General features: G+C 42.6%; 26 protein-coding genes and 1 pseudogene. 11 read left to right on the forward strand and 16 right to left on the reverse strand.

Annotation, left to right across the window (positions count from 1 at the left end; all coding sequences use genetic code 11):
* Positions 1 to 79 precede the first annotated feature (79 nt).
* The 3 genes from MKY01_RS20695 to MKY01_RS20705 form a co-directional block, all read right to left on the reverse strand.
* Positions 80 to 1,315, reverse strand: coding sequence for an MFS transporter (locus MKY01_RS20695; protein WP_339283340.1), 1,236 nt, complete (start codon positions 1,313 to 1,315; stop codon positions 80 to 82).
* 81 nt (positions 1,316 to 1,396) lie between these two features.
* Positions 1,397 to 2,005 (reverse strand): TetR family transcriptional regulator C-terminal domain-containing protein, encoded by a 609-nt coding sequence (locus MKY01_RS20700; protein ID WP_339283342.1) that lies wholly within the window; start codon positions 2,003 to 2,005, stop codon positions 1,397 to 1,399.
* A 137-nt stretch (positions 2,006 to 2,142) separates the two neighbouring features.
* Complete coding sequence (locus MKY01_RS20705) at positions 2,143 to 2,943, reverse strand: lipid II flippase Amj family protein (RefSeq protein WP_036614460.1); 801 nt, start codon at positions 2,941 to 2,943, stop codon at positions 2,143 to 2,145.
* Positions 2,944 to 3,334: 391 nt separating this feature from the next.
* On the opposite strand from MKY01_RS20705, the gene MKY01_RS20710 reads away from it, so the two are divergent.
* A complete protein-coding gene (locus MKY01_RS20710) occupies positions 3,335 to 3,805 on the forward strand; it encodes a DUF2188 domain-containing protein (RefSeq protein ID WP_339283343.1) in 471 nt (156 codons plus the stop codon).
* A 125-nt stretch (positions 3,806 to 3,930) separates the two neighbouring features.
* Here the strand turns inward: MKY01_RS20710 and MKY01_RS20715 are convergent, their stop codons facing one another.
* Positions 3,931 to 4,665 carry a YitT family protein gene (locus MKY01_RS20715; RefSeq protein ID WP_282320852.1) on the reverse strand — a complete coding sequence of 245 codons (735 nt, stop codon included), beginning with the start codon at positions 4,663 to 4,665 and terminating at the stop codon, positions 3,931 to 3,933.
* Between the two features lie 949 nt (positions 4,666 to 5,614).
* On the opposite strand from MKY01_RS20715, the gene MKY01_RS20720 reads away from it, so the two are divergent.
* The 4 genes from MKY01_RS20720 to cysK all read left to right on the forward strand — a co-directional run bounded on the left by MKY01_RS20720 (position 5,615) and on the right by cysK (position 8,852).
* Positions 5,615 to 6,652, forward strand: a complete 1,038-nt coding sequence (locus tag MKY01_RS20720) for a nucleotide-binding protein (RefSeq protein WP_083677397.1) — start codon at positions 5,615 to 5,617, stop codon at positions 6,650 to 6,652.
* Positions 6,649 to 6,882: a hypothetical protein gene (locus tag MKY01_RS20725; RefSeq protein WP_017687536.1), complete on the forward strand. Its 234-nt coding sequence runs from the start codon at positions 6,649 to 6,651 to the stop codon at positions 6,880 to 6,882. Before MKY01_RS20720 ends, MKY01_RS20725 begins: the two co-directional genes overlap by 4 nt.
* A 467-nt stretch (positions 6,883 to 7,349) precedes the next feature.
* Positions 7,350 to 7,733, forward strand: a complete 384-nt coding sequence (locus tag MKY01_RS20730) for a hypothetical protein (RefSeq protein WP_127545591.1) — start codon at positions 7,350 to 7,352, stop codon at positions 7,731 to 7,733.
* A 162-nt stretch (positions 7,734 to 7,895) separates the two neighbouring features.
* Positions 7,896 to 8,852: a cysteine synthase A gene (gene cysK, locus MKY01_RS20735; protein ID WP_127545588.1), complete on the forward strand. Its 957-nt coding sequence runs from the start codon at positions 7,896 to 7,898 to the stop codon at positions 8,850 to 8,852.
* A gap of 481 nt (positions 8,853 to 9,333) precedes the next feature.
* On the opposite strand, the gene MKY01_RS20740 is transcribed toward cysK, so the two are convergent.
* Positions 9,334 to 11,298 carry an ATP-dependent DNA helicase gene (locus MKY01_RS20740; RefSeq protein ID WP_339283346.1) on the reverse strand — a complete coding sequence of 655 codons (1,965 nt, stop codon included), beginning with the start codon at positions 11,296 to 11,298 and terminating at the stop codon, positions 9,334 to 9,336.
* A gap of 205 nt (positions 11,299 to 11,503) precedes the next feature.
* Here MKY01_RS20740 and MKY01_RS20745 point away from each other — a divergent pair.
* Together MKY01_RS20745 and MKY01_RS20750 are read left to right on the forward strand one after the other, a co-directional pair.
* Positions 11,504 to 12,994 (forward strand): annotated as a pseudogene (locus MKY01_RS20745) (catalase); the annotation flags it as partial.
* 654 nt (positions 12,995 to 13,648) lie between these two features.
* The gene (locus tag MKY01_RS20750) at positions 13,649 to 15,025 is read left to right on the forward strand and encodes a right-handed parallel beta-helix repeat-containing protein (protein ID WP_339283347.1); all 1,377 of its coding nucleotides are present in this window, start codon (positions 13,649 to 13,651) and stop codon (positions 15,023 to 15,025) included.
* A 137-nt stretch (positions 15,026 to 15,162) separates the two neighbouring features.
* Here the strand turns inward: MKY01_RS20750 and MKY01_RS20755 are convergent, their stop codons facing one another.
* From MKY01_RS20755 to MKY01_RS20765, 3 genes are all read right to left on the reverse strand, one after another.
* Entirely contained in the window at positions 15,163 to 15,444 is a 282-nt protein-coding gene (locus MKY01_RS20755) for a DUF6809 family protein (RefSeq protein ID WP_339283349.1), read from the reverse strand.
* 465 nt (positions 15,445 to 15,909) lie between these two features.
* Complete coding sequence (locus MKY01_RS20760; protein ID WP_339283351.1) at positions 15,910 to 16,521, reverse strand: hypothetical protein; 612 nt, start codon at positions 16,519 to 16,521, stop codon at positions 15,910 to 15,912.
* 132 nt (positions 16,522 to 16,653) lie between these two features.
* Entirely contained in the window at positions 16,654 to 16,806 is a 153-nt protein-coding gene (locus tag MKY01_RS20765) for a hypothetical protein (protein ID WP_339283352.1), read from the reverse strand.
* A 256-nt stretch (positions 16,807 to 17,062) separates the two neighbouring features.
* On the opposite strand from MKY01_RS20765, the gene MKY01_RS20770 reads away from it, so the two are divergent.
* Positions 17,063 to 17,221 (forward strand): hypothetical protein, encoded by a 159-nt coding sequence (locus tag MKY01_RS20770; protein WP_339283353.1) that lies wholly within the window; start codon positions 17,063 to 17,065, stop codon positions 17,219 to 17,221.
* A gap of 235 nt (positions 17,222 to 17,456) precedes the next feature.
* Here the strand turns inward: MKY01_RS20770 and MKY01_RS20775 are convergent, their stop codons facing one another.
* Positions 17,457 to 17,963, reverse strand: a complete 507-nt coding sequence (locus MKY01_RS20775; RefSeq protein ID WP_339283355.1) for a hypothetical protein — start codon at positions 17,961 to 17,963, stop codon at positions 17,457 to 17,459.
* A 949-nt stretch (positions 17,964 to 18,912) separates the two neighbouring features.
* On the opposite strand from MKY01_RS20775, the gene MKY01_RS20780 reads away from it, so the two are divergent.
* The 3 genes from MKY01_RS20780 to MKY01_RS20790 all read left to right on the forward strand — a co-directional run bounded on the left by MKY01_RS20780 (position 18,913) and on the right by MKY01_RS20790 (position 21,050).
* Positions 18,913 to 19,332 (forward strand): T9SS type A sorting domain-containing protein, encoded by a 420-nt coding sequence (locus tag MKY01_RS20780; protein ID WP_307415100.1) that lies wholly within the window; start codon positions 18,913 to 18,915, stop codon positions 19,330 to 19,332.
* Positions 19,333 to 19,347: 15 nt separating this feature from the next.
* Complete coding sequence (locus tag MKY01_RS20785; RefSeq protein ID WP_339283357.1) at positions 19,348 to 19,770, forward strand: hypothetical protein; 423 nt, start codon at positions 19,348 to 19,350, stop codon at positions 19,768 to 19,770.
* Between the two features lie 758 nt (positions 19,771 to 20,528).
* Positions 20,529 to 21,050, forward strand: a complete 522-nt coding sequence (locus MKY01_RS20790; RefSeq protein ID WP_339283358.1) for a GNAT family protein — start codon at positions 20,529 to 20,531, stop codon at positions 21,048 to 21,050.
* Between the two features lie 351 nt (positions 21,051 to 21,401).
* On the opposite strand, the gene MKY01_RS20795 is transcribed toward MKY01_RS20790, so the two are convergent.
* The 7 genes from MKY01_RS20795 to MKY01_RS20825 form a co-directional block, all read right to left on the reverse strand.
* The gene (locus MKY01_RS20795; protein ID WP_339283360.1) at positions 21,402 to 21,896 is read right to left on the reverse strand and encodes a hypothetical protein; all 495 of its coding nucleotides are present in this window, start codon (positions 21,894 to 21,896) and stop codon (positions 21,402 to 21,404) included.
* Positions 21,897 to 22,168: 272 nt separating this feature from the next.
* A complete protein-coding gene (locus MKY01_RS20800) occupies positions 22,169 to 22,498 on the reverse strand; it encodes a hypothetical protein (RefSeq protein WP_339283361.1) in 330 nt (109 codons plus the stop codon).
* 175 nt (positions 22,499 to 22,673) lie between these two features.
* Positions 22,674 to 23,069: a hypothetical protein gene (locus MKY01_RS20805; RefSeq protein ID WP_339283363.1), complete on the reverse strand. Its 396-nt coding sequence runs from the start codon at positions 23,067 to 23,069 to the stop codon at positions 22,674 to 22,676.
* Between the two features lie 71 nt (positions 23,070 to 23,140).
* Positions 23,141 to 23,578, reverse strand: coding sequence for a hypothetical protein (locus tag MKY01_RS20810; protein WP_339283364.1), 438 nt, complete (start codon positions 23,576 to 23,578; stop codon positions 23,141 to 23,143).
* Between the two features lie 110 nt (positions 23,579 to 23,688).
* A complete protein-coding gene (locus MKY01_RS20815) occupies positions 23,689 to 24,174 on the reverse strand; it encodes a hypothetical protein (RefSeq protein WP_339283366.1) in 486 nt (161 codons plus the stop codon).
* A gap of 395 nt (positions 24,175 to 24,569) precedes the next feature.
* Positions 24,570 to 25,169, reverse strand: a complete 600-nt coding sequence (locus tag MKY01_RS20820; protein WP_339283368.1) for a pentapeptide repeat-containing protein — start codon at positions 25,167 to 25,169, stop codon at positions 24,570 to 24,572.
* A gap of 12 nt (positions 25,170 to 25,181) precedes the next feature.
* Positions 25,182 to 26,402 carry a WXG100 family type VII secretion target gene (locus tag MKY01_RS20825; protein WP_339283370.1) on the reverse strand — a complete coding sequence of 407 codons (1,221 nt, stop codon included), beginning with the start codon at positions 26,400 to 26,402 and terminating at the stop codon, positions 25,182 to 25,184.
* Positions 26,403 to 26,611 lie beyond the last annotated feature (209 nt).

Below are 26,611 nucleotides of genomic sequence, written 5' to 3' on the forward strand. Positions count from 1 at the left end.
CAGTGGGATGATCCCGCTGCTTTTTTGTTGTACATTCTTGTTTTAATAGACGAACTATTGTTGCACAAGAATGCATTGATTAGGTTTGGCTCGAAGAGATTTCCGAATTCAATTGATTGGCAGGAGCCGTCTGATCATTACGAAATTGAATTCGCATCGCTGGAACAATACCCAGGATCATCACGGTAACCGAGATTGCGTAGACGATAAAAATGGATGTGCTGTTCATCAGTACACCTGCCATGGAAGATCCAAGAAGCATACTTCCTATGAATAAAGGTGTGATGGTGCCGTTCACTCTCCCGATCAAATGCTCATCGATCCGAGTGACCAAGTATGTGGAGATGATGACGTTGATGAATGCCATACTGATTGAGCTTAAGAAGCTGATCAAAAGGGTCAACCAGAACCAACTGGATAACACTTCCCCCATCGTGGCTACAGCCAGACACAGCACACCTACAAGCAGAGTTAAGGTCTGGTTCAGCTTGGCACTTACAGCAGCCGCAATACCTCCTCCAATCAATAAACCTATTCCGGACGCTCCAGAGAGAAACTGTAACGACGTTGCTTCAAGTCCCAGACGTTCGGTGATCAGAAATATTCCAAGTGGGCTGATGAGACCCGCAGAAAGCCCTATACAGATGAATACCAAACTAAGCATTTTTAACGAGCGAGATCGAGCAACATATTGCCACCCCTCTTTGATATCCGCTAATAATGAGGTATTTGTTTTCCGCTGGGTGGCGTCTTTAGGCAGAAATGTGAGTAGAAGCGCAGAGATGAGGAATAAAGTGAGTAATGCGTACATGGATGCCTGAATGCCCATTGCAGTGTATATAAACGTTCCGACGATTGGTCCGAGAATTAAAAACAACGATTGACCACTCTGGGTGATAGCAATTGCAGACTGCAAATGTTCTCCCTTTACATTTCGCCTCACAATCTTTAGAGAGGATGGTTGAGAAAACTGGCTAACGATAGAGGATACAAACGTGGCTACGTATAGAATCTGCCAATACCCAGAAGATAAAACGCCAATAATCATGACAATAGACAACGCACTCAGAATATCCCCCAGTATCATCGTACGTTTGGGATTCCAGCGATCAGCAAGTGCACCGCCTATGATGGAGAAAACAAAAATCGGGGCATATTCAAGTACGGTAATCAGCGAGACAGCTATTGGACTTCCTTGAGTTCGATCCATTACATAATAGAGGATTGCCATATTCCGGATCCATATCGCCAGATTTTGCAGCAGATCAGACCCTGTAACGATTAAAAAAGCTTTGTTTCTGAACAATGTGTTCATTCGCCATCTCCTCTTTTAAACCGACTGTCCGGTTTATTAATATTTAAAAAGAAAAACTGACGTTACATCAGCTTTTCATGGTTAACGTTGTTGAATTCCTGCCAGTAGACCGGCCATGCCTTTGTGGTAAATACGACGAATATCCGTCAGGTCCTTCTCATAATAGAGTGTAGTCAATCCGCTAAACAGACCGTAGATAATGTGCATTACATCCTGTGGGTCATCCGGTTTTAACTCCATATCTTCCATCCCTTTAGTAATAATGGACTCGTATGTCGCATACGGAATTCGGATCAGGGAAAGCATCTCATCAAGCATCTCCTGACTGACGACCTGACCCGAGACAAACTCGTTAATGGCGTGATTCAGCGGGTTAGCCAAATCATCCACGTAATGATCAGCAAGTCCGTACAATTTGTCTATGGCAGTCTTATACCCGGATTCTTTGTCCAGCCAAGCATCCATCCAATCTTCATTGTTAAGCTTGATTAGATACATGAATAACTCTTCTTTGCTTTTGAAATGATAATAGATGCTGCCTTTACTCCGATTGTTAATCGTACATATGTCTTCCATGGAAGTTGCACTATATCCCTTTTGGGCAAACAGTTCCTTGGTATTACGTGCAATGTCTTTCTTTATCTGGGTAACATCTTTTCTTCGTTTAACTTCGATTGGAAAAACCTCCATAAATTAAACCGACTATTCGGTCTAATAGTATCACAGCACAAATACCCCGTCAATTCAATTTGCTCAGGCACCCTCTCATTTGCTGTTTCAAAAGGATGTACAAGAGAGTGCCTGGCTACAATTCAGGAAAGAAGTCGTCACATCATACTTACGATCCAACCGATCCAATACGCAAATGGAATTAATAACAACTGTGCCAACAGTGTACCGAATAAACGGGATACGAGCATGCAACCATAAATCTGATTCATGCGATCCAAACGGATCTCGCCACGTAATGATTTGTCACTGAGCAGGGAAATCCGTGGATCAATCAGGATGGTTAGCAAAATAGTCGCTATTCCGTTAATTAACCCGGTTGATTGGGATGCAGCTACAGCCTGCCCTGGGTAAAGGTACGCTGCGTATAAGCTGGACAGGACACCTGTGGTATAGATTGCGGTTACCGCTACATTAAGCAGCATTAACCGTCTTGGCATCCCATGTTGTACCAATCGTTTGGCCATCTTCCAGGATGGCGGGGTGATGTAATACGTTGCATTTCTAATCTTGCTTCGCTTCAGCATACCGCGAACCATCGCAGGGATGGAACCGGCTGCTTCAAAATGTACAACCATTCTTGATGAGAGCTTCACCATGGTTGGAAAACACAATATGGCTAATGCCGTTCCAATTGTTGCCGCACCCATTAACCAGTGCAGCTGCGCCGCAAAGTGTGGATTGGTTCCACGTGTTGCAGTATCCACTAGATTACCTACCATCGGACCCTGGGCCATATTCGAGGTTCGAGAAACCAACAACAAGATCCCTGCCAATGAAATGGCCAACGCGATTCTGCGTGTGCGTAATCCACCGAGGCGGAGCGCGTATGACAAGCTGTCTGCGGCATGAATCAGCATAGTGAACAGCATAGGGATTGCCAGACTAAGACTAAACATATGTATGTACTCCTTTATATTCCTGTTATTGAACTTATTTCTTTCATGGACAGCATTATACTCCTCTGGCTTGCAAAAGTATAGGAACGAGATCCTTTTATATAAGTTGAACTAAAGAATGTTTACACTGGGACACTCCGATGACAGAACAACCTTCCGATCGCTGTTATCCCCAGATTTTTTGATTCCTTTTAGAAATGGGTAAATCCGGGGATAAAGGCGAACACTTCGTTTCTTCAGGTTTTTTCTGTCCTCTCCGTTTCGTGTGAATGTTTATTTCAATTTATATAGATCATCGGTAAATGCACTTACGACCTCTGCTGTTCATCGTTTATCCCTCCCCTCACAGGGTAATATACAACTAATCCATCATTGTATAGGAGGGGTTTATATGCCTTGGAACAAACACGACTATCCGGTATCCATGAAGAACCTGGAACCACGTGTCAGAAACAAAGCAATTGAAATCGCGAATGCTCTGCTTGATGACGGGTATGAGGAAGGGCGCTCGATTGCCATAGCGACAGCTAAGGCAGAAGAATGGGATGAGAACCATCCCGCACCGGAAAGTTCGAAATCGGACTCCACATCTTCTTCCGATAACTCCAACTCTAAAAAGTCGTCTTCCACGGATCGTCGTCATTCCGAGCCCGTCTCTTCGTCCAAAAGTCATGACAACATCCATGTCGTGCCTACTGACTCCGGTTGGGCGATCAAAGAAGAAGGAAAGTCTACCTATCTGTCCACATTTGATACTAAGGCAGAAGCTGTAGATAAGGCCAAAGAACTGAGTAGCAAACAAAATATTCGAGCGATTATCCATAATCAGGATGGTCAGATTGCTTCTTCGATCAAACCCTGAATGAATCGGAAAACAACAAAATCCCTTTTGCTGCTGAAGAGCAATCAAAAGGGATTTTGTATGAACTTTAACTATCAAGACCTGAATATGATGCATACAGGTTATGGTTGTTCTGAAACGTATGGTTAATTGGATACCCCTCTAGCCACCGTAGTCCGTTGTGAAATAGCAGCAGCGTTAACTGCCTTGGCTGCAGCCGATGGCATCGGCAATTTCACAGCCGAAGTTGTAACCACGGTTCCGCGAGCCGGAACACTAACGACGTACGTGATGACTTTGCTGGCAATCCATACGGCCAGAATCGTATATAAAGTTTCTTTTACCGGAAGAAAGAAAAGCGACAATCCCAATACAAAAGCATCGCTGACAAAGAAAACTGTTCCCAGCTTCCATCCCTTCCAGCGGCTAACCAGCACGGCGAGAATATCGTCTCCACCTGTCGCTCCACCGAATCGAAGCACGATCCCAGCGCCTACCCCTGTCAATATACCGGATAGAACTGCCGGAATCCACAGATTTCCGTTAAACGACAATACCAGTGTGGAGTATCGTTCAAAGCCGTCATAGAATAGGGAAAATGCACCGACGCCAAGCAATGCCTGAATCATGAATTTCCAGCCTTTAAGGAACCAAGCCAGGATCATGACCGGAATGTCCAGTAACAACATACCGATAGCAGGTGATAAGCCTGTTGCGTATTTTCCGAGCAGGGCCAGACCAACAAATCCGCCCTCCGATAAATGATTCTGAAAGTTAATGTGATAATAAGCAAAAGCTAAAATAAATGTACCGAGTAGCATAATGACGAATTTGATCGCCTCTGTTTTAACGTGTTGTAAGGTTAACGATGTTCTCTTCATTCAGGTTCCCTCGCAGTTTGTAGGTTGGTTTTTTATACCGACCGTACCCTGCAAAAGGTAAGCCTGGAAGAAATCATCGTGTACGTCCTTCGAATATTCATTCCAATCCCCTCTTTCGCAGAGTCAGCCGTTTTTTTGAACCGGTTGGTGTACTCTACAAGGGGCGCTATGTGTATGAGAGATCGTAACGTTTCCAGATCGTCCTTGGGGAGATTGTCCTTCGGGAACTCATGGTATCCTGATCCTTTCTGTTCTGTTGTGGTTAGCTGTGCTCAGTTAAACTGAAAAATAACTACAATGCATAAGCTTGAACATTTAATTGTACACTTACACTTGGATTACAGTACCCTCTTTTGATCGCGGTTATCCCCGGATTTTTGGAATTCCATTTTCCCTCTGGGGAAAATCCGGTGATCGCTTATGCTTCCGAAGCTGCTTTCATTCAAAAAGCTTTCAGGCGAACGCTTCGCTTCTACAGATGGGTTCTGCACTCTTCGTTCCTGTGTAAATTGTAAATCCAACTTACAGCAGTTGCAAGTTCATTCAGTTTAAACACCAAAGCTAACTTGCTTGTTCTTCTATTATATAACACCAACGTGACCGGGTCTAAACAGTAGACCCCTCAAAAACAGGCATAAAGCAGCCTTTGGACTGCTCCAGCAGTCATACGGCAACACCAGGATAAGCAATGCTTGCTAATGGTGCAACCTGCTCCTTTATTCTATGACCAAAGCTTCCAAAAATAACTGTCAGTCACCCAACTGTGACAAATTGGGGCCTTTTTTTATTTTCTTGCGCTTTTTAAAGGAATCATTTTCCTTTCACACATACACTATAGCAAACGTAATCGGCTTATTCTTTGTCCAGTTCAGACGTTTCCAGACTTACTCTGCTTTTTATGGTATAATATAACAATTGAATCCCACTACCGTTTAAGCGAGGCGGATTGATGAAAACGTTAAAGCCAAGAGTCTTTATTGGCTGCTCGCTGGAAGCGAAGCCGATTGCAGCCGCAGTACACGAAAACTTACGTTTTTCAGCCGAAGTTACCCCTTGGTATTCCGGGGTTTTTAATCCAAGCAGCTATACCATGGACGATCTGGAAGTAGAGGTCCGTACGACTGACTTTGCCATTTTTATTTTTCATCCGGATGATATATCCAAAATTCGCGGGAAGTACTACGCGTCGGTCCGGGATAATACAATGCTGGAAATGGGTCTGTTTATGGGTCGTCTAGGACGAAAACGTATTTTTTTCATTCTTCCTGAGGATATTACAGACATTAAGGACACAACCAAGGTCGAAGGATTGCGTATGCCCACAGATCTGCTGGGGTTAAATCCACTCGTATATGAAATCCGTTCTGACGGAAAGTGGGCACCAGCCGTGTCCGTGGCATGTTCCAAAATCGCAGACAGTATTGAGGAACAAGGACGCTGGAGTGATCCAGAATTGGAGAACATCATTGAGGAGCATAAACGCACTGAGGGAGAAGCAAGGTTACAACTGCTTAAGTTGCTGCGGTTCTTTAGGGAATTGCTGCGTACCCGCAAAGCAGATGCCAAGATGCTGGAGCGAATGAGCGATGCCTTGCGTACTGCCTTTGTCTCTCATCCTCCATTCGCTGTACGTGGCACAGCCATATACCGTACAGATGACAGTGGTTACATTGAGCAATTATGTGGTAATGTTGGAGAACCGGGGAGAAAGTATGACTTGTCCGCTAACGACGACAAACAACCGGATGATCCCAAGCGCATTCTGGTGATTGATTCTTACCGGGAGAATAAAATCAAGATTAACCTGTATGATGATTACCTTGAGAAAGAGTATCTGCTATGCTATCCTGTAGCCAAGAGGTATGTAATCACCGTTCACATTATTGGACATATTGAAGCGGATGAGGCGGTATTTCAGCAGATTGACCTACAGAATCGTCAACTGTTCAACGCCATCAACGATTTGTTAGGAGGCGAACCGGAATGAAACCGGAAACGAAAAAAATAAGCAAGCGCTGGGGCAGCGAAAAAAAGGTACGCCTCAGTTCTGCGCCCGAATCATCACGACCGGTTCCGGAACCCAAGGAAGAAGATCGTTTCCACAAGCCGGCCGTACCGCTAACTACCATTGGGCCCTCCCTGAAGGGCAAGGAAAGGCCTTATAAGGTCATCCTTGAAAAAGAGGCGTTCTACGAAAAGCCTCAATATCTTGCTTAATTTCTGAACACATCATCAAACCTGCCGCTGAATCGGCAGTATTCCATAGGCCCCGCCGCCCAAGGCAGGGGCTTTTTTGTTGCTCATTTTCGCTAAAATAAAACTGCTTCTACTCGTTGACCTGGTGCCATCGTGTTGCGGCAAGTCATTCTGAAATCCTTATTGTAATTCACTGCTTTAATTCATTGCTTGTAATTACTTCTGTAGCAGACTGCATTGCATAAGGCTTATTTGGTTTATGGCCTTAGGTTTCCTGCAAAACCCATAAATTATACCTTATTTTGGAGCAGGCTTGTCCCTAAATCCCTAGCCTCACTCACTATCTGTACCTTTAGGAAAATGCGATAATGTCTGCTTCCAATATTTCTCGGTTGTATTGTGTATCTCTATTACATATATTGATTATAATATAGGAACACATGTTCTGTAAATATAAAATTCCAATTAAAGGTTAAGGAAGTGAACATATGACATCCTCAACTTCCGCCCCATCCCCTGCGGATGAAGACCATCGTCTGATTAAAGGTCTGGTTGTGCGTACGCTTTTGCTGGATGTACTTGAACGAGATATTCTCACACTGGATACGTTGCTGCTGAAGATGCCCGAAGTCTACATTCTGTCGCTGACCCGCATTCAGAACAATGTGCTCAAGGAGATGTTGGCCCTTCGTAAACAGATGAGAACCCGCGGTGTCAAAGTACTGGAAGAGAAACGGGAAGCCGAGGGTATCGAAACTCTGTATATGTGCAGAGGGTATTGGCAACGGTTCTATATGCTGTGGACATTCGCACGCAATGAAGTCAAAAAAGAACTCAGTCGGCATCTGCAGATGGACTTGGCACAGACTTGATACAACTCTGACAATATAGAACCCATTCCCCAGCAAAACAAGTTGACCACGGAAGGTTACGTTCATTAAGATGGAATAGAGATATCCAACCATTCCAATAAGGCATGATATAGTTTCACCGGATATACTCTCAACGTCTTATCAATCAAGGAGCTGTACTTCATGGATTTGAATACACATTCGATTAAACAAACACCCGCACATACAGGCATTGCCGCAGATGTAACAGAACTGATCGGCCAGACACCTGCCGTTAAACTGAACAGACTCACAGGCAGCAACTCTGCTGATGTATACGTGAAACTGGAATACTTCAACCCAAGTGGCAGCGTCAAAGACCGTGCCGCCTACAACCTGATCGTTCAGGCTGAACTTGCGGGACACTTGCTCCCTGGTGCTACCATTATTGAACCGACGAGCGGCAATACCGGGATTGGTCTTGCGATGAATGCCGCCGCCAAAGGATATAAAGCCATTCTGATTATGCCGGACAATATGTCCAAGGAGCGCATCAACATTCTGAAAGCCTATGGCGCAGATGTGGTGCTCACCCCTGCTGCGGAGCGGATGCCTGGTGCAATTCGCAAAGCGAAAGAACTTCAAGCAGACATTCCAGGAAGTTTCATTCCGCAGCAATTCGAAAATCAGGCGAACCCGGACATTCACCGGATCACGACGGCTCCCGAGATTATGCAGCAGATGGAAGGCAGGCTGGATGCTTTCATCGCTACGGCGGGAACCGGCGGAACCATTACTGGCACCGGGGAAGAACTGCGTAAGCAGTTACCCGATATCCGTATCTATGCGGTGGAGCCCAAAGGTTCTCCGGTGTTGTCCGGTGGCGAGCCCGGACCACACAAGCTCGTCGGTACAAGTCCGGGGTTCATTCCGGACATCCTGAATACCGACGTGTGGGATGCCATCATCCAGGTGTCCGATGAGGACGCACTGGATACGATGCGGCAGCTTGCTGCTCGGGAAGGGCTGTTGCTCGGCCCTTCCTCTGGCGCTTCGGTGTGGGCCTCCCTTCGCATCGCGAAGGAACTGGGGCCGGGGCACCGCGTGCTCTGCATTGCGCCGGATACCGGGGAACGGTATCTGAGCATGGGTATTTTTTAACACAGCATAAATCTGTACACATCAAAAAGGGGCTTCCATCTCCCATAAGTCATGAGCATGACAGAGGCCCTCCCTTATTAGCGCTCATTGGTCATTGTTCTAATGAACCTGACACACGCTATTCGCTCCTATTTGCGCAGGTCTGACGTGTAACGAATCACAGCGACGTTATTCCTCCAAATTCGGTCGATTCACAGGCTTAAAAGCTATTTTCGACGGGATAACGTTACTGAGATTCGTTAGAATTTACATCTCTTCATTATCACCCTAATAAGGTGCGGTAGGTTCGGTAGAATGTTGGAGCGATTGGGAGCGAGGGAAAATCCCTCGAAAAAAAGGGAAGCGAATTACATTAGAGGAACCATCAAAACAAAAAAAGCCCTTGCTCACTTACGGATGGTGAATCCGCAGAGAACAAGAACTTATTTTGGCAAGAAACCTTATCATCAAAAATAAAGCAAGAATATTTAACGTAAGCTGGTTAGTGTGTCAGGGTTGTCCATTCCACACCTTCGGGAAGCAGAGCCGCAATGCGGTCTTTGGCTTCCTTTTTGGTATACAGCGATTCATCGAGAATGACCGCAGAACCGGAATCTGTGCTTGTCCGAATCAGACGTCCGAGACCTTGCTTCACACGTAAGAGCATATACGGAAGATCGATCTCTTCGTATGGTGCTGCCGACGCACTGCGTTTTGCATTGAAGACAGGGTCCTGTGGTGGATACGGAAGCGACCAGATCATGACATTGGATAATGACGGACCTGGAACGTCCAGTCCTTCCCACAGATTAACGGAGCACAACACACTCTCCTCATCCTGCTGGAATGCCGAGATCAGATCACTGATCTCCCGGTCGCCCTCATACATAAAGCGCAAACCTTCTGCTTCAGGTACATGAACGATGTCCTGCTTGAACGCACGTAGCTCTTCCATCGTACGGAACAGAACCAGCGCACGTCCTCCACTCTCCTGAAGTAACGACACCGCATCACGCATGCGATTTTCGTTCTCAGGGTGACCCGGTATAGCTTCATCGGTAATTTTCATCTTCATTTTGTCCGCATAATCATACGGAGAAGCCACCGAGAATGATACAAAATCATCAATGCCCAGGCTGTCCGCCACATAACGGAATGAACTGTCCACAGATAACGTGGCAGAGGAGAACACGATTGGAATACCTGTGTTGAACACACGCTCGTTCAGCATTTCCTTCACGGTACGCGGCATGATCGATAAGGTCGTCTCATCCTCGCTCTCTTCCGCCCAACAGATGTAACCATCTTCCTTGCGGAACAAGGCAAGCGCAGACTGAATCATATCGAGATGTTCTTCCACGACACGCATCTGGTAACCATCCAGCGAGAACAATCCGCTCTCAAATACCAGTTCTTCGCCGATTGCATCCAGCACACTCGTCAGACGTTCAATCTCACGTAGCAGTGGCGGCTCTACCCGAACTTCTTTCCGTTCCGAACCAGGGATCGCGACCGTATACGTATCCAGCAACGCAAACAGTCGCTCACTGCTCTCAATCGCTTCATCCACACACTCCGCGAGGGATTCACGAATCTCTCCTTCTAACAGGCGAGTCACCAATTCCTCGAAAATGCGGTGTTTCAATTTGTAGCTCAGTGCGTTCAGGGCTGCTTCTTCCAGCAAATGTCCTTCATCAAATACAACTGAGCTGTGGTCAGGCAGCAAGGGCAATTGTCCCTCGCGTTTGCGCGCATCATACGTCCACACATGCTCCATGTAATAATCATGGGAACAGATGATGATGTCTTTGGAACGTCGGTAATGGTCACGCGACAGCGTCAGGCCGCAACGTTGTCTTTTAGGACAAACAAAACAATCCTGGAACGGGTCCCAGTTGATTTTGTTCCACTGACGATCATTCAGATGTGGATACTGCTTGCGGTCACCATACGGATGGAAGGCCTGAAGTGTACCCGGCGTGTTCACAAAATCCGGCAGACTCTCATGCACTTCTTCAATAACAGGCGCATCTTCATCCACAAATCTCATCGCACTTAGTTTGTTCAGACAGACGTATTGATCCGGTGACTTGCCCAGACGTGCGTCCACTTCCAAGTCCAGATGTGCAGCCAGCTTCGCAATATCTCCACCGGGCTTCACAAGCTGTTCAATCAAGGACTCATCGGCACAGGCGATCACCGCCGGTTTGCCCGTATAACGTGCATAACAGACCGCGTAGAGCAGATAGACTAACGTCTTGCCTGTTCCGACACCGGCCTCCGCCATAATGGTATTTTTATCTCCATAGGCCCGTTCGAGCTGGTACGCCATAAAAATCTGTTCATCCCGTACCTCGAAGCCGAACTCTGGCAAAATATCGTAAAAAACATCGGCAACCCATTCCCCGAGACGGGATACAAAAGGTTCAGCCGGATCATATGCAAAAGGATAACGTTGTGTAGACAATCCTAGGTCAGCCTCCATTCTTAGACGCGGTCCTCTTTCATTTTCCGTTCAAAAAAGGCCGCAGGGCAAAAGTTAATTATCTCACGCGATGAAGCGGGTGACAAGCTTTTTTTACGAGATTATTTGCGAGGTTTAATGTATAGAACCAATTTTCAGGGAAAATATATACAGGAATCCACTTTAAGGAAAGGCGGTGCTCCACTCCATGAATCATCAGTCTTCACAACCAGAGCATTCCTCAGACAAATCAGCTGAGACATTAACGGATCGACAAGGGCATCCCATTACGGACAATCAGAATGTACGAACCGTTGGCAGCCGGGGACCGACTACGCTGGAGAACTATCATTTTCTCGAAAAGATTACTCACTTCGACCGTGAACGTATTCCGGAACGTGTGGTCCATGCCCGCGGCGCTGGCGCTCATGGCATATTTGAAGCGTATGGAACAGCCGGGAGTGAACCAGTATCGAAGTACACACGTGCACGTCTGTTTCAGGAAAAAGGCAAACAAACGCCCGTTTTCGTTCGCTTCTCTACCGTTATACATGGCGGACATTCACCGGAGACACTGCGGGACCCGCGCGGATTTGCTGTAAAATTCTATACCGAAGATGGCAACTGGGATCTGGTGGGTAACAATCTGAAAATCTTTTTCATTCGTGACCCGCTTAAATTCCCGGATATGGTACACACCTTCAAGCCAGACCCGTTGACCAATGCACAGGATATGGAGCGGTTTTTCGATTTTGTATCGCTAAGTCCTGAAGCTACCCATATGGTGACATTCCTCTTCTCTCCATGGGGCATTCCAGCGAATTATCGGCAGATGCAAGGGTCGGGTGTTAATACATACAAATGGGTCAATCAGGAAGGCACGGGCGTACTCATCAAATACCACTGGGAACCGCTCAATCAAGGGATACGCAACCTGCTGCAAAAAGACGCGAGCGAGATTCAAGGACAGAACTTCAATCATGCGACATTGGACCTGTATCACGCTATTGAAAAAGGGGAGTATCCCGAATGGGAGCTGTGCGTTCAAGTGATGGAGGACGGCGAGCATCCGGAGTTGGATTTCGACCCGCTGGACCCGACCAAGTTGTGGCCGCAGGAGCAGTTTCCTTTTCTACCTGTTGGCAAAATGACGCTGAATCGTAATCCCGAGGATTATTTCAATGAAGTGGAGCAAGCAGCGTTTGGCACAGGTGTATTGGTAGACGGGCTGGATTTCTCAGATGACAAGTTGTTGCAGGGACGCACCTTCTCTTATTCAGATACCCAGCGTCACCGGGTGGGTGCGAATTATCTGCAACTGCCTGTGAATGCGCCGAAAAACCGGGTGGCAACCAATCAGAGCGGCGGGCAGATGCAGTATCAGGTCGATCGGGCACCGGGTCAGAATCCACATGTGAACTATGAACCTTCCTCGCTCGGTGGACTAAAGGAAGCGGCGCCACGTGGTAAGGAGCATGAACCACTGGTGGAAGGCCGACTTGTTCGTGAGAAGATTGAGCGTACGAATGACTTTGGTCAAGCCGGTGATACGTATCGGGCGTTCGAAGATTGGGAGCGAGATGAGTTGGTCAGCAACATGGTCGGGGCTTTGGCGCAATGCAAACCGGATATCCGGGAGCGCATGATCTCTCATTTTACCCAAGCCGATGCCGATTATGGTCGTCGTGTGGCTGAAGGGCTGGCCTCTGTTCCAACCGATGATAGTGCCACAGTCCAACCGAAACATGAACCAAGTGTCGAGCAAGCAGAGAAACGCAGTCGTGAGACGGACGGATATTAAGGTGGATGGACAGCGTTTGGATCGCTGAGTCTGACACTGTTGGTACATTTGGGTATTTTGAGTAAGGAGATTACGTTCTGGATTAAACATAGCCCTGATCGTCAAGTTGCCAATTGCAGCTGCTATCAGGGCTTTTTCATGACTAGTTTGAGTATAATCTTCACTTCAGGATGTAGGCTTCTATTTATTTTAGGTTGAATGAAGTTCATAGGAGTGGATCATAAGTAAAACTGGTACTCTGAGGATGGAAAAGCGTACTTCTCTACGTTCATTTCAGATGATTCTTCGTTAAATGAGAGCTATCACCCAATGGAAAGATTACATAATTCACGTGATATTACAGGCATTGGAAGCTTGCAGGCCTGACCTGCCTGCATGTACCTCCATCTGATCAGATGATTATTGATGATAACGATTACAACATTTACCATAAAGCTGTGTCCTAGAGATTACATCTAACCAGCCGGCATGATCTATCTCATAGGTAACGTCTGGTACACGGCTACCACATGCTCTTCATTCTATTCCCAATTAACCAAGGAGGTCTACGTAATGAAATTATTCCCATCCACATCTACTCATGTATCTGCACGATCTGCACGTTCTCTGAAAGAACGCTCCCTCAAATCCAAAATGGCCCATATCTGTCTGAGCGCCGCGTTCCCTCTATTATTAATTGGTGGTGGATCGGTTGGTGCAGCAGAACTGATCGAGAGCAGCTTGCAAAATCCCTCTGAATCGGTGGCGACTTCTAATATCGCACTTGCTGCGGGTGATCTGTATGTGTCTCCTAACGGCTCAGCCAGCAATCCGGGTACGATCAACAGTCCAACGTCACTGGCTAACGCATTGACCCAGATCGCACCGGGCAAAACGATCTATCTACGCGGCGGTAACTATAACTTCTCCCAGACCATTACCATTGAACGTGGCAACAGCGGTACATCGAGCCAACGTAAAAACCTGGTGGCGTATGGATCGGAAAAACCGGTCTTTGATTTCTCAGCCCAAGCCTTCGCTTCCACCAATCGTGGACTGCAAATGTTCGGAGACTACTGGTTCGTCAAAGGGCTTGAGGTGAAAGGTGCGGGCGACAACGGCATCTTCATCGGAGGTAGTTACAACCGTCTGGAGCAGATCGAAGCTCATCACAACCGGGATACGGGTATTCAGATGGGACGTTATGCTTCCACAGCCGCCAAGAGTGAATGGCCAGCATATAATGAAGTGATTCGTTCATACTCCCACAACAACTATGACCCGGATGACGGCGAGGATGCAGACGGTTTTGCGGCCAAACTGACCGTAGGCCCGGGCAACGTCTTCGAAGGTTGTATTGCAGCCTATAACGTGGACGATGGCTGGGATCTGTATAGTAAAACAGATACAGGCGCCATCGGCGCGGTTACGATCCGCAACAGCATCGCCTACGCCAATGGCGCAACCGCAGACGGCACTTCTACCTCCAACAGTGATGGCAACGGCTTCAAGCTCGGCGGTGAGAAGATTGCGGTAAATCATATCGTCGAGAACAACATTGCATTTAATAATAAAAAGCACGGCTTCACCTACAACAGCAATCCCGGTTCGATCCAGATGAAAAATAACACCTCCTGGAACAATGGGCAAAGCAACTTTGCCTTTGATGTAGGCACCCACATCTTCACCAACAACCTGTCCTTCCAAGGCGGCGCCAGTGACAAAACAAGCGGAACTGACGTCAGCAGCACCAACGTCTGGTGGAAGAACAAAAAAAGTGAGAACGCCAAAGGCCTGCTCGCCAGCGCAGCCGACTTTGTCTCCCTCGTCCCTTCAGTAACACGTAGCGCAGATGGAACGCCTGTCCTGGGCAATTTCCTCAAGCTTGCGGGTGGTAGTGATCTGATTGGCTCGGGTACACCAGCGGGTAAGAATATTGGTGCGCGGTAAGTGGTAGGTAATAAAATAAAAGAATAATTTAAAAGCAAAATCCCCTCCCCCATGCCAGCCTGATCGGTGGTAATGGAGGAGGGGATTTTTGAATTGTTGTGTATTGTCTGCCGCTGGCTTATGAAGTAGGTAAATACTCACGGTTTAGCTAAAACCTCAATCATCAGTCTGCCGCCTGTGCGAAAACCTTGCTCAAACGCTGCTTCCACATACATGGATGTGGACTGTCCGATCAAGTCGATCAGTTTCTCCAAAGCATCGTATTCGTTCTCGGTAAGCTGTGTTTTGTAGTCCTGCATCAGGTCCGATATCTGGCGATTGATATCCTGATACTCGGCATGCTCAGGATGAATTGACTCATCCAACCGCAGGTTTCCGTGAAACAAATCTTCGATCAGGTTTGACATGTTATCCTTCATGGTAGGTTCACCTCAAACAGATTGTATATCAAGGTATGAGGTGAGATGTGAATTTAGCGGGAAATGCGCTAGTATTTTATTGAGTCAAAATTAAAGTTAAACCATGCCTCAAACACCAAATGAAGCTTATCTTGCTATAGTCGCATATATAGCAACTATGAATGAGGCGAGTGGGACATTTCAACGGCTATATTGATTAAGTTGGCTGACTATCATCAGACCAGTACAGATTATCTTTTGAATCGGACGGATGTAATAATGCCTTAACCATCAAAGTGGTTCGGCTCGAGTTTTACATACCCGAGGCCATGTCCTTTCATACTGGAAGAAAATCCAAAAATAGTACCTTATTAATGAATGCATCTTTCAAATTTTTTATAGGTGTTCGTCCGTAAGGATCATTAGCTATAAGATCGAACTTTTATAAATGATTGTCGGCGTATCGATCCTCTTATACTAGCCAAACTATTTTTCGCTAACACTAGAATGTGGATTCTTAATGTATTGCCAAGGGACAAGCCGATTTGTTCCCTCTTCTCTCCTGAACCAAATTGTCGCAGGGTCAACAGGTACGATATCAATCACATCATTACAGCGCTCGTTTAGAACTACTTCACCAGCACAAGCCCCACGTACCATAATCATCATCCGCTGAATTGTATCAAGCTTATCTAACGATCTTCCATGCTGATAACCAGGTGAAGGAAGTGGAGAATCCAGTAAGTTCTTGATTGCATCCAAAGCCCTCTGCCCATTCTTATCGTCACTACCATTCTGCTTCTTTGCTGTAAATGTAAGCGGTGTGCCACCCATGCGCAGAAAGTTGTAGAGCGCATGCGAAATATCAGGATGAACAGATACAAGAATCTCAAGTAGTTCCTCTGCTGTGTGATTATGTAGTTTGGTCAGATCAATATTATGAGCACTCTGGTACTTTTTCGGGAGCCAATTGAATATATCCCATCCGTTTGACGATCTTGGTGAGGTCATCCTACCAAAACCCATCATCTGACGCTTTACAGCAGTCGGAAGAACCGAATTCGCAAATGAATAAATGGCTTTATGATACCATTTCAATGTTTCACCTCCAGACATAAAAATAGAAGGCAGGAAAAGTTTCCTTACCTTCTAAAGTTCTTCATACTTCTATGAATTTATAATATCATCGACTTACTATGGCTTTACTACGGATTTAATTATTCATATTGTCTAGATGTTTAACTTAAAAGCGAACACCACATAACCAAATCCCTCCTTGTTGCGCTTAAACTTCTCGTAATCGACATCTCTAGGCTGACGGTGAACCCGTGGGTTATACGTTGCTGCGTTGATCTGATCGATTGGCTCTATTCTGATGTTCATTCCCATCACCTCAAAAACCTCAAAATATTTTCTTTCCCTACTAAAATAGCCGTGAGTGCATACCCGTATAAGATTACGAGCAAAAATAAGCAACTTCCTTTGCACCTTTTCGCCCTATCAGTACGACCATTAGAGTGAATGGGTTACTGCTCATAAATTTGTCCATTTCCCTAAAAAATATTTAAATGTCGCCAGCAACCGGATCGTGGGATAGACCGATAGATAAGGTGACAAACCACAAGGAGGAATTACCACCATGACAATTATTGAAATGATTTATGAACTTGCGAAGATTACCCTCGAAAAAACAATTCCGGCGATGTGCCCTGTGTTTGCAGCATACATTCCTGTTCATGTGCAAATTGTGAAAGGAAGACAACAAAAAAGGACAAACCCTAAGGCTCGTCCTCGTTGATTTTATTTAAATATTGCTTGTTCTCAGTGCATTCTCCAAGCGGGCGATCAAGTCGCTGTATTTTTCTTTGGTCGCTTCATCCGTTTCGATGTTTACAAATCCTTTTACAGACCTCCAAAGGTTAAATGCGTTCGACTTCTCAATACTTGAAAGTAATCAAAATTAATCACCACTTCCAAAGATATCATAATCATTTTTTGGAAGTTCCACCAAGCGGATTTGTGTTGAGTTGGTTTCACCTGTGGGATTGCTCCATAAGTTCTCTTTCTCTTTCTTTAACGGCCTCACGTGCTATTGCTTTTAAATTTTCTTTACTTGTTGCTTCATTAATCAGTTGAGGCAACTCTTCTTTTTTAAATAACTCAACAGCAGCGATCACTTTGTCATGCATTATCTGCTTCAATTTGTCTGAAGCAACTTGTTCGTTTTTTAGGCTCATAATATAAAATACGATGGCAATACTTCCTAAGCCAGAAAACTCATTAATTTTCTTCAATATAGATTCTGACCAAGGCACTGGTATTACAGGTATGATCATGAATGCCAGCACTGCAATAAACATTAAAATTTTTTTTATGAATTCAAATTTTAATGGGTCATTGGCCTCATTTGCTTTGTATTCTAAGAAATCTTTTATAGCAAACATTAAAGCAGCTATAGAGAAACCCATCAGAAAGGCAGGTTTTAACTCTACTAAGCTTATAGTACTCAAAAATGCTAAAATAATTAAAGAGAATGCCATGTACTTTGTTATAGATTCTGTCTGTATATGTAGACCTCCTTACGTGCAATGTGATAACAGGGTTATTTTAACTCCTTTGGGCATTTTGGTCTACTACAATTTCTCTGTCTTCTTTCTGGGACGGATGCGCTACTTCTTCCGTCTTCTGCTGCTGTCCAATATAATTCCTCCTAATGAAAAAAAGCCGATCCATGAAGGAACGACTTTAAATGTGATATGTATGAAGTTGGTGTTACGTCCTAAAAGCATGCGCCCGAAACGGTCAAAGCAAACACGCTGCGCTCTTTGCTTTAAATGCATACGTACTATGTAACTGTAGAGGAAGAACAAGACTATTTTACTGAGATTACATTATTGAGTCAAAAACACTATGCTTCATTATTGTAGTATAGCTTTTCGTTGGCTCCTGATCTCGTCTATTTTCTCACTTTATTGATTAAGAATCCAAAACGTGAATGTACCAAACACGCAAACAAGCGACACAGGATACAGTATCCATTTGCTTACCCGATCTTTATACGCGATAACCCAGCAGATGATACCAATCCACACAATTAATAGTTGCCAGAAATCCAACAATCGACACCTCCCCTAAAACTAATTCGGTATCTGAATTGAATCACCTTCATAAGTTAACAGAAAAGGCGAGAAGAGGAACGCCCCAGTCATATGCCACTATTGCAGGTGTGCGTTTCATTCGCGCCTTTTTCTATGCTCCTAATGTATCACGGAAAAATGGTCATGTGGGGTTCAACATGGTCTCAAAATATGTTCACCTTTGGCTCAAATTCGGTTCAAAAAATGAGATGTGAATACATTTAGAACAACTAAAATCCAAACTCATCTTTTTTATGGAAGAATATTGCTTAAAATAGAAAAATAAGATAAATTTATGTTAGACGTACACATACATATGACATCCATAAAATTTAAAGAAGAGGCGTTCTATTTGAATTTAGCAAAAAAAGTAACATTATTATCTTCTAGTTGTGTACTGGCATTAGCATTAGGGGGCGCAACAGGTGCACTGGCTGCACCAATTCAAGATTCTGGTCAGACTTCTACTGACCCAATAATTGTTCCCTACGTTAACTGGTCTGGTTCGGCCTACCTAACTACCAATGCTTATAGTAACGTCACATCATCCAACAACTTTTTTAATGATTCGCCTACTGTGACAAATGATGCAAACAGTCCAGGAACTATTACCGTTAGGATTGTAAACTCATCTGGCGAACAAGTAGGAAGCACTAAAACAATTTCTGCTGGAAAATCTGCAAATTTGGATTCAATACCTTGGAATAGCGGAACGTATACCCTTCAAGCAAAAGGAAGCAAAGCAGGGTATTATAATATTTCAATTGATTAAGGAGCTGGAATAAGTATGGTTAATAGTAAACTAAAGAAAGTTAGTATGTGGGGTGCGATTTTAGTTACGTTAACCATTATTTTTGTTTGTTCTTATCAAGTCTATCAAAACGTCGATACCGTTCATAATTACTTCTCTCCTAAAACCAGTTCAGTTCTCGCTATCGATGCAGAATCTGATGAATGGAACAGTGTTAAATTTGATGGAAAAGATTCTGTTAAATTCGATAGTGTTTTCTGGGATAAGACAATCATTAATGATGCAAATAGTGAAGGTAACGTGCTATTGAGAGTTAAAGATGAAAAAGGAAATATTGTAATTGATGAATTTCAGGTATCTCCTGGAACAAGCAAAAACTTAAAAGATCTTAGCAAAGATCAAGAATATTTCTTTGAGGTCAAAGCCCAACAGGGACAATTCATTATTAATGCAATCTAAAAAAAGAGGACTCAGATTTTTCCTGAGTCCTCTTTTTGTTTTAAGCTTTAAAATTCAGCATCATCTTGCTCGAAGAAGCCGATAAGCTTCAAGGTATTTGCGACACTCTCCAGACCTTCATCGATTTTACGCTTGATTGCGCTGTCACTAAAGGTGAACGAAAAAAAGTGTATCGTTAATCGTTGATATGAGTTGCTTTAATCCCTGTCTATTATTAACTTTAAAATTCATATTATCTCTTTATTGTTACGCCACCAATCGTTGGAATCATTACAGATTGAGGCACGCCCAGTAAATATTCACCGAAGGTAAGAACATATGCGTCAGCTCTGTCAGGTGACTTTAATCCGCGCTTCTTCATATCCTTCTTGCTTTCAAGCAGTATTTTCCCCTTACTGGTCATTGACCATTTCCTTGCGGTCAATTGAGAAGTCAACGTATCATATAGTACCGCAGATCCATTGTTCAATTGCTCATGTTTTCAAAAGCCCCATAATATACGCCCACATCTTCGAGCCTAGGTTTCCATAAATGTTCATCCAAATATTGCTCAAATTTACTAGGGATTTGAATATCCATTAATCGCCCATAATGTTGAATAACGAAATAGGAATGTTATACTTGCTGTACAAAAACTTAATTGCAATAAATTCAGTATTTATTCAACGGAACTAGAACAAACTATCGTAGTACAAATTATAGTTTACAGAAGCAGATTCGTAGTATCTTGCATTAAAGTTGATTGGAGGAAAAGATTCATGAATATAGTAATTGAGAAGTTAAAAGATACAGATATTGAAAGCTTGTATGAATTCGAAATTGAAAACAGAACTTTTTTCGAGGAAATGGTACCGTCTCGAGGAGATGATTATTACATACCTGAGGTTTTTAAAGTAAGGAATGAATCTCTGCTTGATGAACAAGTCAAAGGACTCTCCTTTTTTTATTTAATAAAAGACGAAAATAACTCGATTCTTGGAAGAATAAATTTAGTTGATATTGATGATTCAGATAAAATAGGATTCCTCGGCTATAGAGTGGGACAAATCCACACTGGAAAAGGTGTTGCTAAAAAAGCATTAAAATTATTACTCAATACAATAGTTGATTTAGATATAAAAGAAGTTAAGGCAAAAACAACCACCAACAATATAGCATCTCAAAAAGTTTTAGAGCAAAACGGATTCGAGCATACAGAAACTAGTGATAAAGAATTTGAAATGAATGGGCAAATGTTAAAATTCATTAATTATACATGGATAAATAAATCATTATTTTAATCACCCATCGGACGCGACTGTTTAAGCTGAAGACTATAAGCCAAATTCCTCGTTCAAGATACTGAGGGGTTAGGCTTTTTTTGTCTTTTAATATTCCTTATATTGTGAATTTCGCGTTCTTGATGTTATTCCATTGGGAAACTCATTGAGTATTGCAGATGAATTGGTTCTTACGCGCATTTAGTAAAACAAACTAGGTATATGTAATGGATCTATTAATTACTTACTTGATATAGTATTAACCGTTGACTCGCACACGTTTTTCCGAATTCGCTATACTGCAGTAACTTTTGAGCAATGAAAAGTTTCACTTTTCTCCGCAAAATATTACAGATCTATTGTTCATACCATTCATTCAATGAATTTCAAATTGTTGATACGCTCGATCTTTTGACCCAAAACTAAAACCTCAATATATTTTTCTTTTAACCACTCTAATGCTACTTGCCCTTCTTCTTTTAAGATAACGCCTCGCTGGCTTTTATACTGAAAGATCTCTTTTGCCCATAACAATAGTATCTTTACATATTCTAACGTCTCAATTTCACATGTACTGTCCTCTTCCTCTTCATCTTCTTCTGCAAAGATATCTTCAAAAGTTGTAAAAGACTGGTCAGATCTTATTAAGTTCACATTCCCTCCTCCCTCGTATAACGTTATTTTCCCTTTCAGTACTTCGATTAAGTTTCCGATCTCTTCCTGGATCGTTGCGAAGTCTCCAAATATATCCGATCCCAAAGAATTACTAATCAGATAACCATTCTTTAACGAAGAATCGATGCCTAAGTCCACGATAACTTCGTTGAAATCTTCTTTATATTCAATGGTATACCTATATTTAATCATGTTCGTATCTCCAATCAGTTGTGTCCAAGTCATTTCTTAAAAAACGCAGAAGAACCAAGGTAACAAAAAAACAGAGCAATCATAGTGATATCTAACCATAATCGACCTGTTCGATGTAACAGAGTAACATTAATTAGGGATGAAACCAGAGCCTTTTCCTGCGTACAACTCAATTGATGAAGTAGTTATACAGATATTATGTTATTGATTGAATGATGGATTCACTCTGCACTGGGTAGTCCCATCAAACTGTAACATGACGAATAACCTATCTATCCTATAAAAACAACAGCATCTTTGCGTTGAAATGCCAGGGGCAATTTATTTTGAAGAATTGTTATTCTTTCAAACATTTTATCCCTTTTTTCCTCAGTTAAGTTTTTTACCGCCCAATCTTTGATTTGAATTAGTTCCTCAATAATTGACGGTACATCTTCTTCCTCTACATCAACACCTGATGAAAAAAGGGCTGTCCATTGTAACCCTAGTGCTTCAATCGCAGGTTGCCAAAATTCTTTAAAAAACGATTCTGTAGCAATGGGAACAAAGAAACTCTGTTCAAAATCATTTTGCGGTTCATATATTACAGCACTGACTGACATGCACTTATTCACCTCCAAAAGTAGCACTAAATTTGTAGTCTAACAAAAGAACAGATTAATCATGGTGATATCTTGACCACGATCAACCTGCTGTATTTGTTGAATGATGAATCAATACATATTAAGTAGCCTCTACTTAAATTTCTATAAAGATATTAAACAATCTTCACATACTTTATACAATGGCTTTAAAAGGAGCATGACCTGTTTCAGCATTTCTTAATAAAGTCGGTTTTCTAAAACGCAAACTGGTTTCCAGCTTGAAGATAGCGGTATCTCCTTCAATTTCTATAAAAGATATATTAATCCATATAGGAGCTTTCGGAAAAAGCCCTCCTAAAACCCCAACAACATCTTCTAACCATAGTTTTTTACCGCCAACATTCTCTTTAGATAACACAAGACGTTTCATCATTTCATCGCCACCATCTAACATTTTCCCCTGTTCCTCAACCGGCTCTATGATAAACTTAACGATATCGCTCGTAATGTTTTTTGCCTTTTTTATCTTATCAACGGCTTTAGATAAATTAGTCGAAAAAATTTCCTCATTCATTTGAGTAATCAACATATCTCCTCCTATTCGAACCATTGTTAAAGTCTTTTATAGGGCCACCATTTGAGATGATACATGGACATGGATTACTTATTCTCAAAATCTTTAACTTGCTCAATCTTTTGTGAAAAATCGCAAGCTTTTTGAAAATCTTCTTTCATATAAAGTTCAATTAAAGCATTCGCCTCTTCCTCCCAATCGGGACCATACTGTAAAAGATAATCTGTGCACCATTCATAGTAAAACAGGTTGGATGGATTCAACCAAATCAATCTTTGATATATCTTCATTACACAAGAAATCGGCAGAAAAAAATGAGTAAGTTCGTAATTGATTGCTTCCAATAAATGATCTGAGTTGTCCGTATGATCTATTTCAGATAGCAATTTATTGTATAATGAGTCTACAGTCTCTCTCGTTGTCTTTAATTCTGTCTGATCTAATGTCGACCAATTCTGATCAATCCACTGATGCAATGTTTCCACTGTTTTTTGTAAAGTCAAAGCCATCATCCTTTTACTCATTAGACCCCATCTTGCCCTCTAGAACCCTTCTGATAAAACACACTTCCTTGTTCACCAATGGACGCTTATATTTCAAGCGAGTGATAGGATAACATATTACCCTCCGGGAGTCAGTCTCTAGGATTCCGATAACACCAATCCGGATCATATGGTACGGATTTAAGTTTTTGTATGTCATCCAAGCTATACACCCAATCGTTGTCTGCTATCCAGAAATAATCATAAGGCTTCAGTTTGAGATATTCATAAATAAAATGAAGTATTAACTCTTGGTTACCATAGATATCTTCAATATGCCCGACCTGGCATAGGGGTTCAAAAGGATCTAAACCTAAATCTTCGTAATAATAAAATTCATTACTCGGACTACTTATGCTGTGAATATGGAAAATCAATGAGGCTTCATTGTCATCTGAAAATGACTTACGGTTAATATTAAGCGTTGTATATAAAAATTCTCCTTCATTTGTATACGTTTTGTTGTTATAGAAATAAAGAGCAGATTGCGAATGAAAAGCTGCAACAATCGTATCAGCAAGGAGTTGTTCTGGAGAATATTTATCTTTCTGCGTTAAAATAACAGCTGAAGTGCCCATGAGATTGTAATCTCCTCCCTCAAACTGGAACCAATCAAAGTTTTAATAAACATTAAGATTCAAATGTGGTTCTATTAGGGAAAAATCCATTTTCTCTAATGAAACAAACGGATAACCTTTGTGCTGCTCTATCGAAATAAAATTTTGTTGCAATTTATTCCAATTTTCGATTAAAAGAGTCTTCCTCAATTTTTTTTTGAAAATCCTCTAGGTTCACACGCCATACAATTGTATTCTCAGAGAAGTGAGTAGATTTGTTCTCACTGTAATGTTGTATTGCAGCATCCCCCTTCTTTGTTATCTACAACATGGCCGGAAAACGAAGATAACACAAACAGGTCAATCAACATGGTACCTAACTAAGATCAACCTGTTTAATGTAATGAAATAAGTATTTAAGATTCACATTTTTCTAAAAACCATCTCCTAGCTTCTTCTTTTTCTAACAACACTGGTTTTTCCGGAGTGCCAATATTTATACTCTGAAAAAAAGCTTCTTCTATCCCTTTAATGCTCTTTAGTGTTACTCCGTTTAACAACGTATTTTTAAATGTCGATACACTTATATCTACATTTTCTAGTCTTGTATTTCTAAAATCGGTTAAATGGAAAGATACATTAATCAGATTACAATCAACTAAACATGCGTTATTAAATGTTGCTTCCCAAAAATCACCTTTACTAAATCTACTATTTTTAATGATGCAATTGGAAAAATCCGTATACCTGAGATCAGATTTATAAAAATCGCATTGAACTAAAGATGCATTGATAAAAGTTGATGAGGCTAATAATGATGAATGAAAATCAATATTTTCCAGTTTGAGATTATCAAAAGTGCAATCTATTAAATAGGATTGTTCAAGTAATACATCAGATAAGTCAAAAACTCTTAAATCAACTTCATCTAACTTTAACTGCTCACCTTCATCACCAATTGTCTCAACCCACTTTTTATGCAAATCAAACATATTGATAATATCTTTTTCTTCCATTTTTCCACTCCTTTAGGGGAACCATAATATTCTATCTGCTATTCCTTCTTTATCAATTGCTTTCTTCAGTTGTTCAATATGCTCAGGCACCATTTTTTTCGTATCAATAATTACGTCATGCCCCTTAGCAAATTCTTCATGTATTTTTTGCATACCATTTTGAATAGTAAAAGCACCCTTTTTAGGATTGGTTATAGGTATTCCGTTCCTACCACTTGGATATGATTCAAAACTCTTCACGTCCCACTTTATGCCCGTAGTGGTATCAATGAACTCTGCGCCCTTATCTGCTTGTGGATCACGTATTATTCTCCCTAAATCACCTCTTGCTTCTAATTGTAATCCAACATCTCTTTCATTTATATTTTTGGGTTCTATTTTCCCACCACCAGAAGGATCTCGAGCCAAATCATCCAACTCTTTGTGATTCCTGCCTCCAGTATAACTATCTTTAACCATCCCTTTAATATTACTATCTTTCCTCACTTCAGCCGCTTCCAAATTCTTTTTAATCTTCGCTACAGCTGGATGAGAAGAAGGTACGCGAAACGGCCCTTTGCCACCCGGCATACTGCCGCGAACCATCTGAAATGCCATAAATAGCTGGCTGAACTTCAGAGAAGTCAACATGATCTGAGCATACTTATCGGATACAGGCTCGCCTGTGAAGGGATGAATTCTATTTTCAAAAGCTTTGATCTGCATCGCATAAATATCTTCCCCGGGCGCTTCAGCATCCGTAGCTTGCATCCGATTGATATCCAAATGCCCCTGATCCTTCTTATATGCCTGAAGGGCTGCCTGATCCGTAACACCATTCTCGTTCACAGGCATCCACATCAGCTTCCCATACACATTGACTTGCGCCATCCGGTAGCCTTTATCCTCCGTACTCGCATCATTACCCAAGGTCTTCATCATTACTCCCGCACCCACAGCGCCAACAGCACTTCCAAGACTCACCTTTTCAGCATCGACATTCTCAAATCGCGTAGCGATCTCCTTGAGTTCCTTGGAGATGCCCACCATACTCTCCAGTGCTTTATCCAATATAGGGCGCGACTGTTCAAACTCATAGTAGAATCGCTCCTGCGTCGCCCCCGTCCACATCATCTGAACGAACATGATCTGTCTCGTCAGTTCACTGCGAATATGCTCCAACTGTTGTCTGGCCTGATCCACCTGATTCGATACGTGATGTAACTGTTCAGGGGTAACTTTAATGGTATTCATCCATTTTCACCGCTCATCTAAGATATGATACAACTATGTTAGCAGAAGTTTAATGGCAATTACATCCGGCTAACCTCCTGATTTCACTGCATGAATCCACGCTCAGAATGATTTATATCCGTCCCTCAGCCCCATAACATTTCTCTGCAGGTGTATACATGTTCCTGAGGGTTGTCCTTCAATTTGATGACTACAGGATACTGCGGCAT

It is taken from the genome of Paenibacillus sp. FSL R5-0486, from assembly GCF_037975155.1.
GTDB lineage: Bacteria > Bacillota > Bacilli > Paenibacillales > Paenibacillaceae > Paenibacillus > Paenibacillus amylolyticus.